Origin of the sequence: Rhodococcus sp. H29-C3 (assembly GCF_030063405.1) — a bacterium.
In the GTDB taxonomy this organism is placed as follows: Bacteria; Actinomycetota; Actinomycetes; order Mycobacteriales; family Mycobacteriaceae; genus Rhodococcoides.
Genome location: NZ_JASITC010000001.1, coordinates 582,953 through 597,774 on the forward strand (window position 1 = coordinate 582,953; position 14,822 = coordinate 597,774).

The 14,822-nt window shown below is 64.1% G+C and carries 15 protein-coding genes; 9 read left to right on the plus strand and 6 right to left on the minus strand.

The genetic code is table 11. From position 1 onward, the window contains the following. Positions 1–68: 68 nt before the first annotated feature. Positions 69–779 (plus strand): cholesterol catabolism transcriptional regulator KstR, encoded by a 711-nt coding sequence (gene kstR / locus QMK32_RS02905; RefSeq protein ID WP_269302606.1) that lies wholly within the window; start codon positions 69–71, stop codon positions 777–779. Positions 780–830: 51 nt separating this feature from the next. Then, positions 831–3,380, plus strand: coding sequence for a trehalose-phosphatase (gene otsB, locus QMK32_RS02910; protein WP_283472854.1), 2,550 nt, complete (start codon positions 831–833; stop codon positions 3,378–3,380). An 81-nt stretch (positions 3,381–3,461) separates the two neighbouring features. Here the strand turns inward: otsB and QMK32_RS02915 are convergent, their stop codons facing one another. Further along, positions 3,462–4,550, minus strand: a complete 1,089-nt coding sequence (locus QMK32_RS02915) for a LacI family DNA-binding transcriptional regulator (RefSeq protein ID WP_269302603.1) — start codon at positions 4,548–4,550, stop codon at positions 3,462–3,464. 217 nt (positions 4,551–4,767) lie between these two features. Here QMK32_RS02915 and QMK32_RS02920 point away from each other — a divergent pair, with 217 nt between their 5' ends. The 6 genes from QMK32_RS02920 (at position 4,768) to QMK32_RS02945 (ending at position 9,712) form a co-directional block, all read left to right on the plus strand. Next, positions 4,768–5,715: a metal ABC transporter solute-binding protein, Zn/Mn family gene (locus QMK32_RS02920; RefSeq protein WP_283473169.1), complete on the plus strand. Its 948-nt coding sequence runs from the start codon at positions 4,768–4,770 to the stop codon at positions 5,713–5,715. A 73-nt stretch (positions 5,716–5,788) separates the two neighbouring features. After that, positions 5,789–6,607 (plus strand): metal ABC transporter ATP-binding protein, encoded by an 819-nt coding sequence (locus tag QMK32_RS02925; protein ID WP_283472855.1) that lies wholly within the window; start codon positions 5,789–5,791, stop codon positions 6,605–6,607. Beyond that, positions 6,608–7,486: a metal ABC transporter permease gene (locus QMK32_RS02930; protein WP_269302600.1), complete on the plus strand. Its 879-nt coding sequence runs from the start codon at positions 6,608–6,610 to the stop codon at positions 7,484–7,486. Positions 7,487–7,497: 11 nt separating this feature from the next. After that, on the plus strand, positions 7,498–8,256 hold the full coding sequence (locus QMK32_RS02935) for a LamB/YcsF family protein (RefSeq protein ID WP_283472856.1): 759 nt from the start codon (positions 7,498–7,500) through the stop codon (positions 8,254–8,256). Further along, a complete protein-coding gene (locus QMK32_RS02940) occupies positions 8,256–8,858 on the plus strand; it encodes a 5-oxoprolinase subunit B family protein (RefSeq protein WP_283472857.1) in 603 nt (200 codons plus the stop codon). Before QMK32_RS02935 ends, QMK32_RS02940 begins: the two co-directional genes overlap by 1 nt. Next, a complete protein-coding gene (locus QMK32_RS02945; protein ID WP_283472859.1) occupies positions 8,855–9,712 on the plus strand; it encodes a 5-oxoprolinase subunit C family protein in 858 nt (285 codons plus the stop codon). Before QMK32_RS02940 ends, QMK32_RS02945 begins: the two co-directional genes overlap by 4 nt. Before the next feature lie 21 nt (positions 9,713–9,733). Here the strand turns inward: QMK32_RS02945 and rlmB are convergent, their stop codons facing one another. The 5 genes from rlmB to QMK32_RS02970 are packed head-to-tail and all read right to left on the minus strand — an operon-like array spanning position 9,734 to position 13,785. Continuing rightward, positions 9,734–10,711, minus strand: coding sequence for a 23S rRNA (guanosine(2251)-2'-O)-methyltransferase RlmB (rlmB, locus tag QMK32_RS02950; RefSeq protein ID WP_283472860.1), 978 nt, complete (start codon positions 10,709–10,711; stop codon positions 9,734–9,736). Next, on the minus strand, positions 10,711–12,126 hold the full coding sequence (gene cysS, locus QMK32_RS02955) for a cysteine--tRNA ligase (RefSeq protein WP_283472861.1): 1,416 nt from the start codon (positions 12,124–12,126) through the stop codon (positions 10,711–10,713). The genes rlmB and cysS overlap by 1 nt, the downstream gene beginning before the upstream one ends. Before the next feature lie 23 nt (positions 12,127–12,149). Next, complete coding sequence (gene ispF, locus QMK32_RS02960; RefSeq protein WP_283472873.1) at positions 12,150–12,614, minus strand: 2-C-methyl-D-erythritol 2,4-cyclodiphosphate synthase; 465 nt, start codon at positions 12,612–12,614, stop codon at positions 12,150–12,152. Then, the gene (gene ispD / locus QMK32_RS02965) at positions 12,611–13,285 is read right to left on the minus strand and encodes a 2-C-methyl-D-erythritol 4-phosphate cytidylyltransferase (protein ID WP_502943522.1); all 675 of its coding nucleotides are present in this window, start codon (positions 13,283–13,285) and stop codon (positions 12,611–12,613) included. The genes ispF and ispD overlap by 4 nt, the downstream gene beginning before the upstream one ends. A gap of 11 nt (positions 13,286–13,296) precedes the next feature. Beyond that, the gene (locus QMK32_RS02970) at positions 13,297–13,785 is read right to left on the minus strand and encodes a CarD family transcriptional regulator (RefSeq protein WP_283472875.1); all 489 of its coding nucleotides are present in this window, start codon (positions 13,783–13,785) and stop codon (positions 13,297–13,299) included. Positions 13,786–14,143: 358 nt separating this feature from the next. On the opposite strand from QMK32_RS02970, the gene QMK32_RS02975 reads away from it, so the two are divergent. Continuing rightward, complete coding sequence (locus tag QMK32_RS02975; RefSeq protein ID WP_283472877.1) at positions 14,144–14,803, plus strand: copper chaperone PCu(A)C domain-containing protein; 660 nt, start codon at positions 14,144–14,146, stop codon at positions 14,801–14,803. Positions 14,804–14,822 lie beyond the last annotated feature (19 nt).

Consider the following 14,822-nt stretch of genomic DNA (forward strand, 5'->3'; position numbering starts at 1 on the left):
ACTTTTTTGTCTAGAACGTGTTCTAATACGGTAGCTGGTTAAGAGTCAAGGTGCGAAGGACAACGTCGATGACCACATCTTCTCGGTCGCGATCGGTGAACAATGCCGACAAGAACACAGGAGCCGACAAGAACAGGGGAACGGCCGTGAACGAAACCAACACGGCTACACCGTTGCGTTCGGTCGGCGTCCTCACCGACGACGACCTGAGTTCTAACGCTCAGCGCGAGCGCCGTAAGCGAATTCTTGATTCGACTCTCGCTCTCGCGTCCAAAGGCGGTTACGAAGCCGTTCAAATGCGCGCCGTCGCCGAGCGTGCCGACGTCGCGGTCGGAACGTTGTACCGATACTTTCCGTCCAAGGTGCACTTGCTGGTTTCAGCACTCTCCCGCGAGTTCGAAAAGATCGACTCCCGTCGTAAGCTCCCGCCCGGCCAGACGCCGCAGGAGCGCATGCACCTGATTCTGGGGCAGATCACACGTGCGATGCAACGTGATCCTTTACTCACCGAGGCCATGACTCGCGCCTTCATGTTCGCGGACGCGTCCGCTGCCGCCGAGGTGGATCAGGTCGGCCGATTGATGGACCGGCTGTTCGCCAAAGCGATGAGCGACGGTGAGCCAACGGAATTGCAGCTCAGCATTGCTCGCGTCATCAGCGATGTCTGGCTGTCCAATCTCGTCGCATGGCTGACCCGTCGTTCCTCGGCCACCGACGTCGCCGCTCGACTCGAGCTGACTGTCGACCTGCTACTCGGAGACTCCGAGCCACTCGACTGAGCGTTTGCGTCCGAATGAGCCGTATCGGCTCGCATCGCCTAGATTCGTTCCGTGACTGCTCTGGATTTACCGGTTGAACTCCGCCGTGCCCTCATAGCCGTGGCCCGGACGCCTCGCCTTCTCGTCGCCTCCGACTACGACGGGACGATGGCGCCCATCGTCTCCGATCCGTCGAAGGCATTTCCGCATGATGAGTCCGTGACCGCTATGCGCGGGTTGGCGAGTCTCGCCGCAACGAAGGCCGCGGTCATCTCAGGTCGTGCTCTCCGCGATCTGGCCACACTGTCCAGGCTCCCTGCCGAGGTTCAACTCGTCGGCAGCCATGGCAGCGAATTCGACGTCGGATTCATCAATGCAATCGACGACGAGGCCAAGCGACTTCTGCAGGATATCGCTGTGGAGATGTCCTCGATCGCCGCCCGATTCCCCGGTGTGGCCGTCGAAACCAAGCCCGCGAGTGCAGCCCTCCATGTCCGTAATGCCGACCCGGCCGATGCGGAAGCCGCTCTCGTTGCCGTGCGCGACGGCGTGGCGCTGCGCGAAGGCGTGCAGGTGACCGAGGGTAAGTCCGTCATCGAACTCGCTGTCATCGTTACCGACAAGGGCGACGCCCTCGATATCCTCCGGCATCAGGAAGGCGCGACGGCTGCAGTGTTCTTCGGCGACGATGTCACCGACGAAAAAGCCTTCACCCGCCTCCACGGCCCCGACGTCGGCGTCAAGATCGGCCCCGGTGACAGTCTCGCCGAATTCCACATCGACAGCACCGAGCAGGTCTCACTTGCGCTGGCTTTCCTGCTCGGAGAGCGTCGCCGGTGGCTCTCCGGTGCCGATGCTCCACGCATCGAGCGGCTCACGATGCTCGCCAGCCCCAATGCCGTGGCACTGGTGACTCCGGACGCGAACCTGACATGGCTCTGCCACCCCGAACCGGACTCGGCAGCGATTTTCGCGCACCTCCTCGGTGGCAACGAGGCCGGGCACTTCAGCATCGGACCCAAGCGCACTGCCTTGCCGCTGAGCCAGCAATACGTCGACGGCACCATGACCGTCCAGACCAAGTGGGCGAGCCTTCAGGTCACCGACTACCTCCCGCACGACGTCCCCGTCGGGCAGACCTCGCTCACGCGCGTCGTCACCGGCAAAGCCACGGCGATCGTGACGTTCGCACCCCGACCCGAATTCGGCAAAGTGTGGGTTCAGCTCGAACCCGAAGAGGACGGGCTTCGGATCTCCGGCACCGCAGAGCCGATGGTCTTGCGCAGTCCCGGCGTGAAATGGAACGTCGTATCCGACGGCGCGCAACAGACCGCACACGCCGAAATCGACCCGACCGGTGGACCTGTCGTTCTCGAATTACGTTTGGGCAGCGAGGATCTCGGTTCGTCTGCGCTACCGGAACCGGAACGCCGGGCACAGGCCGAGGCCTATTGGAAGGACTGGGTCGATGCCCTGAACCTGCCGCCACTCAAACCGGATCTGATGAAACGATCAGCCCTGACGCTACGTGGGCTCGTTCACGCCGACTCCGGTTCGATCATGGCAGCCGCGACGACCTCACTACCCGAAGAGATCGGCGGCGTGCGCAACTGGGACTACCGTTACTGCTGGTTGCGCGACGCGGCCCTCACCGCGTCGGCGCTGGTCAACCTCGGCTCGACGGCCGAAGCCGAGGGATACCTCGGATGGATCCACGAGGTCCTGAAGTCCGTAACTGGCCCAGAACGACTGCATCCGCTGTACACGATCCGAGGTCTCGGTCTGCCGTCCGAGGCCGTCATCGACGAGCTTCCTGGATACGCCGGCTCGCGTCCGGTCCGCGTCGGAAACGCAGCCAATCAGCAAGTCCAGCTCGACGTGTTCGGGCCGATCGTCGACCTCGTCTCTTCCCTCGCACATGCCCGGCAGTCGCGGGGCCTGGCAGGGAAAGAGGCCTTGTCCGACGACGATTGGAGTCTGGTCCGCTCGATGGTCGAGGCTGTAGAACGCCGATGGGACGAACCCGACCACGGCATCTGGGAGATCCGCGGGACACCCCGCCACCACGTGTACTCCAAGGTCATGGGCTGGATGACCATCGATCGGGCGATAACCCTCGCCGCCGCGTTCGAGCGGGATACCGAACCGAGCTGGGCCGGTCTGCGCGAGCAGATCTATGCCGAGGTCATCGACAAGGGTTGGAACGAAGAAGTCCGATCCTTCACCGCCGCCTACGAAGGCACCGACCTCGACGCTGCGACTCTGCACATCGGGCTCTCCGGGCTCATCGATCCGTCCGACCCTCGCTTTGCAGCGACCGTGACGGCAACCGAGGCCGAATTGCGCAGCGGATCGACCGTGTATCGCTACCACCACGACGACGGATTGCCCGGCGGCGAGGGTGGATTCCACCTCTGCGCGGCGTGGCTGGTCGAGGCATACCTACTCATCGGGCAGCGATCCGAAGCAGAGGCCTTGTTCGCGCAACTCGTCAGTGCAGCCGGTCCGACCGGCCTGCTCAGTGAGGAATACGATCCCGTCGCCGAACGCTCACTGGGCAACCATCCTCAGGCCTACAGCCACCTCGGCTTGCTCAGGTGTGCGAGTTTGCTCAGCGCGTGAGCGGGAGCGCCCGTTCGCTTGAATGGTCCACTCATACGATCTGTCAGCATCAGGTGGCCATTCAAGCGGTGTAGCCGGGGTCTAGGCCGGCGGCGGAGCCGCTGTACGACCTTTGACCAATTCGGTCGGCAAGAACTCGGCCGCCATGATGCCCGACTGCGAGGTGGAGAGCAGGAGCGCACCTGCGCGTCGCCCCTTCTCCTCGGCATCCTGACGAACGGTGGTGACGTTCTCGCGGATTGCATCTTCCACGCCGTCGAAGCCGGTAATGGTGAGCTGACCGGGAACGTCGATGCCGGCGACCTTCGCGAAGTTGAGTGCGCCGAGTGCGAGGACATCGGTGGTGCAGAGCAGGGCGGTGGCGTCGCGGTTGGCTTGCAACGCCTGAGCTGCAGCGGAGTGGCCGGAGCGGGTGGTGTGTTCGAACCGCTCTACGACGGTGAGCGATTCCGGATCGAGGCCGCTGTCCTTCATAGCGTCCTTCACCCCTGCTATCCGCTCCCGTTGGACATGGAAGTGGCTTCCAGCGAGCCGGGCGGGCGGTACGACGCCGTCGCGACGGTCGCGTCCGAGTCTCATACAGAGAACGGCGATGTGGCGGTGTCCGAGGGCGATGATCTGCTCGGCGATCATTTTCATCGCGGCACGATCGTCGATGGCGACGAGTGCAGCCTCCGGCACCCCGCGTGGTTGGTCACAGATGACAATCGGTAGGTGCCGCTCGCGGACGGCCATCAGGTAGGGGTCGTCGTCGGCGACGGAATAGACGACGAAGCCGTCGACCCCGGCTTGTTGCACGACGGCGGCGGCCGCAGTGTCATCTCGGTCGGGCCCTGCTGGAATCAGAAGCAGGCCCTGGCCTGCAGCTTCGCAAGACTCGGCGAGCCCGGCCAGGAATGCCATGGCGGCGGGGTCGCGGAAGGAATAGCTGAGCGCTTCGGTGAGAACGAGGCCGACCGCGCCCGCCTTACGAGTGCGAAGCGAACGAGCGAGCGGGTCGGGGCCTGCGTATCCGCGGCGTTTGGCTGCCATGAGAACTCGCTCGCGAAGTTCGGGTGAGAGCTGGTCGGGCCGGTTGTAGGCGTTCGACACTGTGGTGCGCGACACCTTCAGGTCGGCAGCGATGGAAGCCAATGTGGCTGGGCGGCGCGGCTCGCTCGACCTGGACATACGGGGACGTTAGCCGGAAAAGGGTGTTGCAGTGAAATTCGGCGCCCGGGTACCCGATTCGGTCGAGAGCCATCGAATCGCTAGAGTACAACGGTAACCATTTCCAACTAGGCGAATATTTCGTTTTCGCAAGCTTCGACTCAAGGGGTCCCCAGTGCGACAACTCGCCCGCTCGACTACCGCTCTCGTAGGGCTCACATGCGCCGCCGCACTGGCCATGACCGCATGTAGTTCGGATACGAGCACATCCAATTCCTCGGCGCCCGTCACTGCCATCGACGGCCCGATCACCATCGTGGCCTCGACCAACGTGTGGGGCAGCGTCGCGCAAGCCGTCGCGGGAGACCTCGCTTCGGTGGAATCCATCATCGCCGACCCGTCGGCGGATCCGCACTCCTACGAGGCCAGCGCCGCCGACGCCGCGAAAGTGGCCGAGGCGTCGCTCGTCGTATACAACGGTGGCGGATACGACGAGTTCATCGACGACATCCTCGGCTCGGAGGGGAAGAACGTGCCGTCGGTCAACGCGTACGACCTCGTCGGTTCGGACCATACGCACGACGCCGAAGAAGCAGCCCCGAACGGCTCCACCGACTCCACCGACTCCACCGACGGTCACGGCCATAGCCACGGCGACGCCAACGAACATGTCTGGTTCGACGCCGAGGTCGCCGCATCCACCGCGGAGTCGATCGCCGAGAAGCTCGGTCAGCTCGACCCCGACAACGCCGCCCAGTACACCGCGAACGCCGACACGTTCCACGATCAGGTCCACCGCATCACCGACGTGACGAACAAGATCGCCGTCGATCATGCCAATGCTCCTGTCGCACAGACGGAACCGATCGCGCACTACCTGATCGAAGAGTCTGACCTCGACGATCGGACACCCGAGGACTTCAAGAATGCCCTCGAATCGGGCAACGACCCGTCGCCCGCGTCCATCGCGGCTACTCGTGACCTGTTGACCTCGAAGTCCGTTCGGGTCCTCGTCTACAACATCCAGACGCAGGACGCTGTCACCCAGGACATCCGCTCCACCGCCGAGGCTGCCGGAATCCCCGTCGTCGAGGTGACAGAGACGCTGCCCGAGGGCAAGACCTACATCGAGTGGCAGACGCAGGCAGCGGAGGATCTCGAATCTGCGCTGGCGCCGGCATCCTGAGCATGACGACCCTGGAAACCGGGAGTGGAACCCGCGGAACGACGCTCGGGTCAGGGCTGGAAAGCTGTAGTTCATGCCTGCTGTAGAACTGCGCGATGCCGGACTGGCGTTCGGGGAGCGCACGTTGTGGCGGAACCTCGATCTCGCGGTGGAGAGCGGTGAGTTCGTAGCTGTCCTCGGACCTAACGGTTCGGGTAAGACGTCACTTTTGAAGGTGCTGCTCGGCCAGAACCATTTGACGTCGGGGACTGCGGCGATCGCGGGAGAACCTGTCCGCAAGGGCCAGTCCGGTGTCGGTTACATCCCACAGCAGCGAAGTATCGACGACGGTCTGCCACTGCGTGGGCGTGATCTCGTCGGTCTCGGCTGGGACGGCCATCGTTGGGGGCTGGGTCTTCGCGGAATGCGTGAGCGCACACGTGTCGTGCAGCATGCAATCGACCAGGTCGACGCCAATGCTTTCGCGGGTGCACCGGTCGGGACGATGTCGGGGGGCGAGCAGCAGCGCCTACGCATCGCCCAGGCGCTGGTTGGCAATCCGACAGTGTTGCTGTGCGACGAACCTCTGCTCAGCCTCGATCTGGCCAACCAAAGTCTGGTGTCCGGTCTCATCGATCGGCGACGGCGAGAGCACGACACGGCAGTGCTGTTCGTGACGCACGAGATCAATCCGATTCTGCCGCTGGTCGACCGCATCGTCTACATCGTCGACGGCAAGTTCCGTATCGGCACACCTGCTGATGTAATGACGACCGAAGTGCTCTCGGAGTTGTACGGAACCGAGGTAGAAGTTCTGAAGGTGCGTGGGCGACTCGTCGTTGTCGGCACCGGAGATTCCATCGACGCTCTCGGCTCTGCGGGTGCGCACCATCCACCGACCGAGGATCTCTGAATGAACGAGAAAGTGGTCGACGCCCTCTCCAAGATCTTCGACTTCAGCACGACGGCGAACTTGTTGAGCTACGACTTCGTGCAGCAGGCACTCCTCGCGGCGGCCATTCTCGGTCTCCTCTCCGGTGCGCTCGGGCCGCTGATCGTCAGTAGGCAGTGGGCGTTCGCGGTCCACGGTTCGAGTGAATTGTCGTTGACCGGCGCGTCAGCAGCTTTGCTTGTCGGAATCACCGTAGGTCTCGGAGCTATCGTCGGTTCGGTCGTCGCTGCGGTGATGTTCGCCCTGCTCGGCTCCAAGGCTCGTGATCGCGACTCGGTGATCGGTGTCATCATGTCGTTCGGGCTGGGCCTGTCGGTGTTGTTCATCTGGTTGTATCCGGGCAGAACCGGCACGAGCTTCTCGCTTCTGATCGGTCAGATCGTCGGCGTCGGGCAGAGCGGTATTCAGCTTCTGCTCGTGTGTGCAGTCTTGGTCCTCATCGTGCTCGCGATCGTCTACCGTCCACTGTTGTTCGCCAGCACCGACCCTGAGGTTGCACTGGCGCGCGGTGTCCCGGTCCGTGGGCTCGCCGTCGTGTTCGCAGTTCTGGTCGGCGTCGCGTGTGCGCTCGGCGTTCAGATCGTCGGTGCGTTGCTCGTGTTGTCGTTGCTCATCACGCCCGCAGCCGCTGCCGCGCGTGTGACTGCAAGCCCACTCAAGGCGACGCTGTTGTCCATTCTGTTCGCCGAGATCGCCGCTGTGGGTGGCATTCTGCTCTCGCTCGCACCCGGCGTTCCCGTCTCGACATTCGTCACGACGATCTCGTTCGTCATCTACCTCCTCTGCCGCGCAGTGGGGTCTCGCCGAAAGGCCGACTCCGGCCGCATCGTTGTCGCCTAGACTCGAAGACGATGACGTCCATCGATCTCAATTCAGACCTCGGCGAGAGCTTCGGAACGTGGAAGCTCGGTAACGACGACGCAATGCTGGCGGTGGTGACCAGCGCCAATATCGCATGCGGATTCCATGCTGGTGACCCACAGACGATCCTGGCGACCTGCCGTGCCGCGGCCGGCAAGGCCGTCCGTATCGGCGCTCAGGTCGGCTATCGCGACCTCGCAGGTTTCGGACGACGCTTCATCGACATCGAGCCTGCTGATCTGACTGCCGACGTGCTGTATCAGATGGGGGCCCTCGACGGACTCAGTCAGGCAGCCGGTTCGGCCATCGCCTACGTCAAACCGCACGGCGCGCTGTACAACGCCATCGTGACGCATCGCGATCAGGCGAAAGCTGTCGTCGAAGCCGTCCGAATCTACGATCCGACGCTCCCCGTCCTCGGCCTGGCAGGCTCGGTGTTCCTCGAGGAAGCCGAGGCCGCCGGTTTGCGAACCGTGGCGGAGGCCTTTGCCGACCGTGCGTACACACCCGCGGGTGAGTTGGTGTCTCGGCGTGAGGCCGGCGCCATCCTGTCCGATCCGGCCTTGGTCGCAGCGCGCATCCTTCAGCTCGTTCAGGAAGGAACGGTCGAGGCAATCGACGGCACCAGCGTCGCAGTCTCCGCGGAATCGGTGTGTGTGCACGGAGACTCCCCAGGTGCGGTCGACATGGCCTTTGCAGTCCGGAAGATACTGTCCGACAACGGTATCGCGATCTCACCCTTCGTCTGATGATCGTCCGAGATGCCGGTGAACATGCCGTACTGATCGAGTACGGCGACCTCCGCGAGACGATGGCCTTCTTCCGTTCACTGCACGCGACGGCCCCCGTCGACGTCGAGGATCTGGTGCCGGCCGCACGGACGGTCCTGGTGCGATTCCGGGGCGAGCGAGAACGGATCGAGACGTGGATCCGTTCGGTAGAACCAGTGGCAGAGGACAGTGAGGCGAAGGCCGACGCGGTGACGATTGCGGTCAGCTACGACGGTCCCGATCTCGAAGATGTCGCCAGACACACCGGACTGTCGACGTCGGAAGTCGTGGCAGCGCACACGGGGCGGATCTGGACCGTCGCATTCGGCGGGTTCGCACCCGGGTTCGGCTATCTCGTCGGCCCCGACGACCGTCTGCATGTTCCTCGCCGATCCGAACCCCGCACTTCGGTCCCGGCAGGTTCGGTCGGACTTGCCGGCGAGTTCTCCGGGATCTATCCACGCAATTCCCCAGGGGGATGGCAGCTCATCGGGACCACCGATGCAGTCCTGTGGGACGAGGGCGGCTCGCCCCCCGCACGGCTACAGCCCGGCACGAAGGTCAGGTTCCAGCAGACGTGAAAGCTGTCGAGATACTGCGCCCCGGGCCGCTGTGCACCGTGCAGGATCGAGGCCGCCCCGGTCACGCGTCGATCGGTGTCGGGAGATCCGGCGCCGCAGACCTTCGCTCGCACGACGCTGCCAACAGGTTGGTAGGCAACACCGTCGACGCTGCAACACTCGAGGCGACGATGGGCGGCGTGCAGGTTCGCATGCGGGGATCGGTCGTGGTGGCGGTCACCGGCGCTTCGGGCCAGATCACCGTCAACGGCATCGCGGGTGCGATGTACAACACGCTGTATCTCGCCGACGGAGACGAATTAACAGTCGCCACACCGGTTTCCGGGCTCCGTAGCTACATTGCTGCGCGCGGCGGATTCGACGTCGCACAATTCCTCGGGAGCAGGTCCACCGACACTCTGTCGGGATTGGGTCCGCCGCCACTGGCGGAAGGTGACGTCCTCGAGGTCGGCGATGAGCAGTCGGAGTGGCCGGCAACCGAACTAGCGCCGCCACCGGACAGAACCGGGCACATCGAAGTGTCGGTGAACCTCGGTCCGCGACAGGACTGGTTCACCTCCGAGGCACACCGCATCCTGGCAAGCGAGGTATGGACGGCAACCAGCGAATCGAATCGTGTCGGGGTCAAGCTCGACGGTCCGACTCCGCTGCAACGAGCACGAACCGAGGAGCTACTCAGCGAGGGCATGGTTCCCGGCGCCCTGCAGGTTCCACCGAGCGGTAAGCCCGTCCTTTTCCTCGCCGATCACCCGGTGACAGGCGGATATCCCGTCATCGCCGTCGTTCGAGACGCCGACCTGCCAACGATCGGCCAACTGCGTCCCGGGGACTCGATACGGTTCCGAGTGCACTAGCCCACGACGGGCGTGCCGAGCCTATCGACGACGCTGACGCGCGATATCGGCCAACACGACGCCCGCGGCTACCGAAGCGTTGAGCGATTCGACCGGACCTGCCATCGGGATGGACAGAATCGAATCGCACGTCTCGCGAACCAGACGCGAGAGGCCCTTACCTTCGGATCCAACCACCACAGCCACTGGGCCGGTGCCGTCGAATTCGTCGAGAGTGGTGTCGCCCTCGGCGTCGAGACCGATGATGGTGACACCCTTGGACTGCCAATCCTTCAACGTCCGGGTCAGGTTGGTGGCGCGGGCCACCTGAAGTCGGGCCGCGGCACCTGCGCTGGTGCGCCACGCGACGGCCGAGACGCTCGCGCTACGACGCTGCGGGATGACGACCCCGTGTCCACCGAACGCTGCCACCGAGCGCACGACAGCGCCGAGGTTACGAGGGTCGGTGATGTTGTCGAGAGCGACCACGAGCGCCGGTTCCTGGTGCGAGCGAGCCGTGCTGATCAAGTCGTCCGGGTGGGCGTATCGGTACGGCGGAACCTGCAGAGCGAGACCCTGATGCAGACCGTTCGCGCTGAGCTTGTCGAGATCCGAACGCGGAACCTCGAGAATGGAGATGCCGGCGTCCGCTGCACGCTGGACGCTCTCTTTCAGCCGCTCGTCACTGTCGGTGCCGACGGCAACCCACAGGGCCGTCGCCGGAACTCCCGCGCGAAGGCACTCCACGACGGGGTTGCGGCCCAGCACGACCTCTGGACCGTCGTCGTTCTTCCGAGTCGGGACCCGAGTGCTGCGACCACGGCTGTCGCCACGGTTCTGAGCGGACTTCTCCGCCATCTTGGCGCGACGTGAAGCTGGGTGCTTGGTGCGCTCCTCAGCGGGCGGCGTGGCGCCGCGGCCTTCGAGTCCTCGGCGCCGATTTCCGCCGGAGCCCGCGACCTGACCTTTCTTGGTGCCGGTCTTGCGTATCGCGCCGCGCCTACTTGAATTGCCTGCCATCACTGCCCTGCTTCGTCGTTACTGCGTGTTGCCCCGACGGACCATTCCGGCCCGTTGGGGGTATCTGTCACGTCTATGCCTGCCTTGGCGAGGCGATCTCGAATCGCGTCCGCGGCCGGCCAGTCCTTGTCCACCTTGGCTTGTGCTCGACGCTGCAACTCTGCGTCGACCAGCACTCCGAGCGCTCCTTCGAGGGCGTCGGTGTCGCCGGATCCGCCAGCCCAGTGCGGATCCAGCGGATCCACACCCAGAATCGAGAGCATCGCACGCACCTGCCCGGCATGCTCGACGGCGGATTCGAGGTCCCCGCCTTCCAGCGCGCTGTTGCCCGCCCGCACCGTCGCGTGTAGCTCGGCGAGCGCCTTGGGAACTCCCAGGTCGTCGTCCAGCGCGGCGGCGAAGCCGTCGGTCCAGGTGCCGAGTGGTACATCTCCCGCTCGCTCGACCGTCCGTTTGACGAATCCTTCGATTCCTCGATAGGTCACCGCTGCCGTCTGCAATGCGTTGTCCGAATACTCGAGCATCGAACGGTAGTGCGCACCACCGAGGTAATACCTCAGTTCCTGCGGTCGCACGTGCTGGAGAACATTGGGGACCGACAGGACGTTGCCGAGCGATTTCGACATCTTCTCGCCGCCCATCGTGACCCAGCCGTTGTGCAGCCAGTATCGGCTGAATCCGTCGCCGGCTGCCTGGCTCTGCGCGCGCTCGTTCTCGTGGTGCGGGAACACAAGGTCGAGACCACCGCAATGAATATCGAAGTCGGGCCCGAGGTATGCCTCGGCCATGGCCGAGCACTCGAGGTGCCATCCGGGGCGTCCACGACCCCATGGTGTCGGCCACGACGGCTCGCCGGGCTTCGCTGCTTTCCACAGCGTAAAGTCTCGGGGATCACGCTTACCCTCGGCGGCGCTCTCGCCCTGATGTACGTCGTCGAGTTTGTGCCCGGACAGTGCCCCGTAACTCGGGAAGCTCATCACGTCGAAGTACACGTCACCGGCGGAGGCGTACGCGTGCCCGGACTCGATCAGTCTGTCGATCAACTCCACCATCTGGGTGATGTGTCCGGTTGCTCGCGGCTCGACCGACGGGGGCAGCACGCCGAGCTGGTCGTAGGCCCAGGCGAAGGATCGCTCGAAGGTCGCGGCCCACTCCCACCACGGCCGTCCAGCGTCGCGCGCCTTGTTGAGAATCTTATCGTCGACGTCGGTGACGTTGCGGACGAAAGCGACGTCGACCTCGTGGGCGAGTAGCCACCTGCGAAGGACGTCGAATGCGACACCGCTACGAACGTGGCCGATATGAGGCTCACCCTGGACCGTCGCCCCACACAGGTACACCGACGCATGGCCAGGGACCAAGGGGGTGAATTCCCGCAAGGCCCTCGTCTCGGTGTCGTAAAGGTGAAGGGTCACGACTCGCCATGCTACCGGGGGTTTTACTCGCTCATGACAAGTGCCGTCGCAACGGCGGCAATTCCTTCGCCTCGACCCGTCAATCCCAATCCGTCGGTAGTGGTCGCAGACACCGAGACGGGGGCTCCGAGAATCGCCGACAACGTCTCCTGCGCCTCCACACGACGCGGACCGATCTTCGGTCGATTCCCGATGATCTGAACTGCGGCGTTGCCGATACCGAAACTGTGCTCGGCAAGCAGGCGACGCACCTCGGTCAGCATTGCGGCACCGCTGACACCGTCCCACTCGGGTCGCCCGGTCCCGAAAACCGAGCCGAGGTCACCGAGACCTGCCGCGGACAGCAGCGCATCGCACAGCGCGTGGGCGGCGACGTCACCGTCCGAGTGACCTTCGAGACCGTCACCGTCCTCGAACAACAGGCCGGCGAGCCAACACGGCCGCCCGACCTGAATCGGGTGCACATCTGTTCCGATGCCGACTCTCATACATTCTCCTGTGCGGTGATCGCCTCTGCGAGCAAAAGGTCGTGCGGAGTGGTGATCTTGAATGCGAGCAATTCACCGATGATCGTGTGCACCGTCTCACCGAGGCGCTCCACCAGGCCTGCATCGTCGGTCGCGGAGTCCGCGGATTCGGCGTAGGCGCGAATCAACAGATCCGCGCGAAATCCCTGCGGGGTCTGAATTGCTCGAAGTGAGCTCCGGTCGGGAGTTCCGACCACGGCGCCCATGAGATCGACCGACTTGACGGTGTCGGTTACCGGAACTGCGGGCACGACGGCACCGCGTCCAGCGCGCACCTCGGCGACCACCCGTGCAACCAGGGTGGGCGGAGTGAGCGCGCGCGCAGCGTCGTGAACCAGCACGATGGCTGCGTCTCCTGCCACCGCGAGACCGCAACGCACCGAATCGGTGCGTTCGCGAGCCCCTTCGACCACCGTGACGGCAGGCCCGAGGAGGTCACGCGTGTGCTCGACCAGATCGGCCGGCACAATCACAACGATTCGGTCGACGGCGCCTGATGCTGTCAGACCGTCGACCGAATGTTGCAGAAGGGTTCTGCCCTTCAGAGTCACATACGCCTTCGGCATTCCTTGCTGGAGCCGAAGGCCCTGGCCCGCCGCCGGTACGAGCGCGACGACTGGGCCAGCATGCACGCTGGTCACACCTAGGAGGCTGCGGCCAGTACTTCGTCGAGAATGATGTCGGCCTTGGCCTCATCCGTTCCCTCGGCGAGCGCAAGCTCTCCGACCAGAATCTGACGCGCCTTGGCCAGCATGCGCTTCTCGCCTGCAGACAGGCCGCGATCCCGCTCACGACGCCAGAGGTCACGAACGACCTCGGCAACCTTGTTCACGTCGCCGGAAGCGAGCTTCTCGAGGTTCGCCTTGTAGCGTCGCGACCAGTTGGTGGGCTCTTCCGTGTGCGGTGCCCGAAGCACCTGGAAGACTTTGTCCAGACCTTCTTGGCCTACGACGTCACGAACACCGACGTACTCGGCGTTGTCCGCAGGAACTCGAACAGTGAGATCACCTTGCGCAACTTTGAGAACCAGGTACTCTCTCGGTTCACCCTTGATGGTGCGGGTTTCTATCGCTTCGATTAACGCCGCTCCGTGATGGGGGTAAACGACGGTCTCTCCGACCTTGAAAATCATGTGTCCCGTGCCCCTTTCGATTTTGCCAGTTTACCACGCGCTCAGATCAACGGCGCAGGTCAGGGGCATAACGCAGTCTTTTCAGGGGTTGACAGCCGCCGGTTAACGTGTATCCGCGGCCCCCCAGGCGGGCAACTCGGCACCCTCCGCCAAGGTGGTCCACGTAACAGTAACCACCGGTCAACACGCCGGTCGGAGCCCGATACCGCACGTTCCGGACGCCCCAGAGGTCTACCCTCGAAAGCTGACTACTACTCTGCCTAGTGGACCTGGAGCTACCGGCCCAGGCTCGGCAAAGGCACTGGCCCGGAACCGCATCGGCACCCCCCGGCACACCGGCACAACTGGAGGACGACCCGTGACTGCGTTCAACGCTGCGACTACGCACCGAAAGACCCGCCTGTGGGCAACCGCTCTCGCGGCAGGCGCAGCACTGACTCTGACTGCCTGCGGCTCCGGCCAAATTTCTCAGACCGCCCAGCAGGTCTCGGCTGTCAACGGAAACTTTGCCGATGTCGGCGACATCTCACTGCGCAATGTGCATGTGGTGTACCCGCAGAGCGAGGAGTACTCGATCGAGCCGGGTGGCAAGGTCGAACTCGGCTTCGTCGCCGTCAACAACAGCGCGACGACCCCCGATCGCCTCACACGGATCTCCACGACAGCAGCGTCCTCGGTGACGGTCGGCAAGGAGCCTGGCGGAAGCGAGATTGCACCGTTGACCGCCCTCGGCGCCGGAGCCCCCGCGGGCACCGAGCTCGATGACGAGCAGATCCCCTTGCAGATGATCGTTGTCGAACTCAACAGCATCGGCGAGGAAGTTCGCCCAGGCCTCACGGTTCCTGTCACGTTCACATTCGAGGAAGCCGGTGACGTCGAGGTTCTCGTCCCCGTCGATGCAGGCCAGGTTCTCCCGCGCGACGTCTCGACGAAGTCGCCCATCGAAGCCGAGGCGCACAGCGCCGAGAGCAGCGTCGTGGAGACTCAGGTCGAGGAAGGCGCCGACGGGAACAACTGACGTTCCTGTCGGAACCGTC